This window comes from Moorena sp. SIO3B2, assembly GCF_010692525.1.
GTDB classification, from domain to species: Bacteria; Cyanobacteriota; Cyanobacteriia; order Cyanobacteriales; family Coleofasciculaceae; genus Moorena; species Moorena producens.
Genome location: NZ_JAAHHE010000154.1, coordinates 11648 through 15268, shown reverse-complemented (window position 1 = coordinate 15268; position 3621 = coordinate 11648). Strand labels below are relative to the sequence as shown.

The following is a 3621-nucleotide window of genomic DNA, read 5'->3' as shown; positions in this document are numbered from 1 at the left end:
ATTATCGGAAGCCTTAGATTGCGCCAGAGGGATTTCCAATGAATTATCCCGAGTTAATGCCTTAGTCACCTTAGCCCGCCACTTCCCGGATGTGTTACCGGAAGCCTTAGATTGCGCCAGAGGGATTTCCGATGAATGCTACCGAGCTGCTGCCTTAGAAATCTTAGCCCCCCACTTCCCGGATGTGTTACCAGAAGCCTTAGATTGCGCCAGAGGGATTTCCGATGAATGCTACCGAGCTTTTGCCTTAGAAATCTTAGCCCCCCACTTACCGGATGTGTTGTTACCCCAAGCCTTAGATTGCGCCAGAGGGATTTCCGATGAAAAATACCGAGCCGATGCCTTAGTCGCCTTAGCCCCCCACTTACCCGATGTGTTGTTACCCAAAGCCTTAGATTGCGCCAGAGGGATTTCCGATCAATACTCCCGAGCCAAAGCCTTAGTCGCCTTAGCCCCCCACTTACCGGATGTGTTACCGGAAGCCTTAGATTGCGCCAGAGGGATTTCCGATCAAAACTACCGAGCTAATGCCTTAGTCGCCTTAGCCCCCCACTTACCGGATGTGTTACCGGAAGCCTTAGATTGCGCCAGAGGGATTTCCGATGAATGCTTGCGAGCTAATGCCTTAGTCGCCTTAGCCCCCCACTTCCCGGATGTGTTGTTACCCAAAGCCTTAGATTGCGCCAGAGGGATTTCCGATCAAAACTACCGAGCTAAAGCCTTAGTCGCCTTAGCCCCCCACTTACCGGATGTGTTGTTACCCAAAGCCTTAGATTGCGCCAGAGGGATTTCCGATCAAAACTACCGAGCTAATGCCTTAGTCGCCTTAGCCCCCCACTTCCCGGATGTGTTGTTACCCAAAGCCTTAGATTGCGCCAGAGGGATTTCCGATGAATGCTTGCGAGCCAAAGCCTTAGTCTCCTTAGCCCCCCACTTACCGGATGTGTTGTTACCGGAAGCCTTAGATTGCGCCAGAGGGATTTCCGATGAATGCTTGCGAGCCAAAGCCTTAGTCGCCTTAGCCCCCCACTTCCCGGATGTGTTACCGGAAGCCTTAGATTGCGCCAGAGGGATTAAGTCTGAATACTCCCGAGTTAATGCCTTAGTCGCCTTAGCCCCCCACTTCCCGGATGTGTTACCGGAAGCCTTAGATTGCGCCAGAGGGATTTCCGATGAATGCTTGCGAGCCAAAGCCTTAGAAATCTTAGCCCCCCACTTAAGGGATCTGTTGTTACCCAAAGCCTTAGATTACGCCAGAGGGATTTCCGATGAATGCTACCGAGCATTTGCCTTAATCGCCTTAGCCCCCCACTTACCGGATGTGTTGTTACCCAAAGCCTTAGATTGCGCCAGAGGGATTTCCCATAAATACCAACGAGTTAATGCCTTAGTCGCCTTAGCCCCCCACTTACCGGATGTGTTGTTACCCAAAGCCTTAGATTGCGCTAGAGGGATTTCCGATCAAAACTACCAAGCTAATGCCTTAGTCGCCTTAGCCCGCCACTTACCCGATGTGTTACCAAAAGCCTTAGATTGCGCCAGAGGGATTTCCGATCAAAACTCCCGAGTTAATGCCTTAGTCGCCTTAGCCCCCCACTTCCCGGATGTGTTACCGGAAGCCTTAGATTGCGCCAGAGGGATTTCCGATCAAAACTACCGAGCCAAAGCCTTAGTCGCCTTAGCCCCCCACTTACCGGATGTGTTGTTACCCCAAGCCTTAGATTGCGCCAGAGGGATGGAGTGTGAATACTACCGGGTTAATGCCTTAGTCGCCTTAGCCCCCCACTTCCCGGATGTGTTACCGGAAGCCTTAGATTGCGCCAGAGGGATTGAGTCTGAATACTACCGAGTTAATGCCTTAGTCGCCTTAGCCCCCCACTTCCCGGATGTGTTACCGGAAGCCTTAGATTGCGCCAGAGGGATTAAGTCTGAATACTACCGAGTTAATGCCTTAGTCGCCTTAGCCCCCCACTTACCCGATGTGTTGTTACCCAAAGCCTTAGATTGCGCCAGAGGGATTTCCGATGAATACGAACGAGCAAAAGCCTTAATCACCTTAGCCCCCCACTTACCCGATGTGTTACCAGAAGCCTTGGATTGCGCCAGAGGGATTTCCGATCAAAACTGCCGAGCCAGAGCCTTAGTCGCCTTAGCCCCCCACTTCCCGGATGTGTTACCAAAAGCCTTAGATTGCGCCAGAGGGATTAAGTATGAATACCACCGAGCATTTGCCTTAATCGCCTTAGCCCCCCACTTACCCGATGTGTTACCAGAAGCCTTAGATTGCGCCAGAGGGATTGAGTTTGAACACCACCGAGCCTATGCTTTAGAGCGCTTAGCCCCCCACTTACCCGATGTGTTGTTACCCCAAGCCTTAGATTGCGCCAGAGGGATTGAGTCTGAATACTACCGAGCATTTGGCTTACAGCACTTGATTGAGAACTTAACTCCTTCGTCAGTTGATTTTCCTCTTTGGCAAGAAATTCTTGATAGTTTAGCTAGTCTAACCCGTCCCAATTTTCTTGAAGCTCTTCCTCAATTAGCTCCTTTAATCATTAAGTTTGGGGGTGTTGAAGCCCTAAGAGAAACGATGGCAGCGGTTGAGGATGTTAGCGGATGGTGGAAGTAAAGGAAAGGGAGTAGGGAGTAGGGAGTAGGGAGTAGGGAACAGATAAGAGGCAAAAGGCAAAAGGCAAAAGGCAAGAGGCAAGAGATAAGAGTTAATCAAGGATAGAGGAATTATTATTAGCTTTACTGGGTGTGGGGCGAACAGGTATTAGGATTCAGTTGATGCCTGTTCCATGGGGAATAATTGCGCTGAAATAAAGTTCAGGAAATATAGAGTGCGTTCGCATCCCTCAATTCAAAATCTAATATCTTGCCATCTTCGAGTAACTTCATAATCACACAAATCAGAACTCAGTACATAAACCCCTCTAGCTAAAAGAGAGTAAAGCGATTGCTGACATTGTTGTGCTTCTAATTTGTCATTGGGAGAAGATAGCAACCCTAAAACCCCTGTATCGACAAAAACAATCATTCTTAGTTATATAGCTTAGAGCCTTCTGGACGAAAACTATCAACAATTTGTTTAAATTTTTCTAAATCTTCCTGTCTGATTTTAGCTTCTTCTTGAGTGATTTCCTCTTCAAGGCGTTTTCTTAGCCATGCCAGAGCAGGTTGATTGAGTTTAATTTGTTCTTCAACAGTTTTACCTCTATGTTTTAAGTAGGGAGCAAAATGACTTTGAGTATTGGTTGCCATAGATTTTAACGCCTTGTTTACTTCATTCAGTATAGCGGTTTTCAATAGGGTGAGGTACTGTAGCTTGTAGGGTGGGCAAAAACAGTTTGGTTATTGTGACTATTCGAGATTAGATTAATTTGCCCACCCTACTTTATTGAGCTTGTAGGGTGGGCAAAAACAGTTTGGTTATTGTGACTATTCGAGATTAGATTACTTTGCCCACCCTACTTTATTTAGCTGTAGCTTGTAGGGTGGGCAAAAACAGTTTGGTTATTGTGACTATTCGAGATTAGATTAATTTGCCCACCCTACTTTATTGAGCTTGTAGGGTGGGCAAAAACAGTTTGGTTATTGTGACTATTCGAGATTAGATTA

Annotated in this window: 2 protein-coding genes and 1 pseudogene; 1 reads left to right on the top strand and 2 read right to left on the bottom strand. The window is 47.6% G+C overall.

Annotated features, from left to right (window positions below):
• Window positions 1–2629 (top strand): annotated as a pseudogene (locus tag F6K38_RS24730) (NB-ARC domain-containing protein); the annotation flags it as partial.
• Window positions 2630–2863: 234 nt separating this feature from the next.
• Here F6K38_RS24730 and F6K38_RS24725 read toward each other — a convergent pair.
• A complete protein-coding gene (locus F6K38_RS24725) occupies window positions 2864–3040 on the bottom strand; it encodes a hypothetical protein (protein ID WP_008180562.1) in 177 nt (58 codons plus the stop codon).
• A gap of 2 nt (window positions 3041–3042) precedes the next feature.
• Window positions 3043–3264: a hypothetical protein gene (locus F6K38_RS24720; RefSeq protein WP_287357786.1), complete on the bottom strand. Its 222-nt coding sequence runs from the start codon at window positions 3262–3264 to the stop codon at window positions 3043–3045.
• Window positions 3265–3621: the final 357 nt, after the last annotated feature.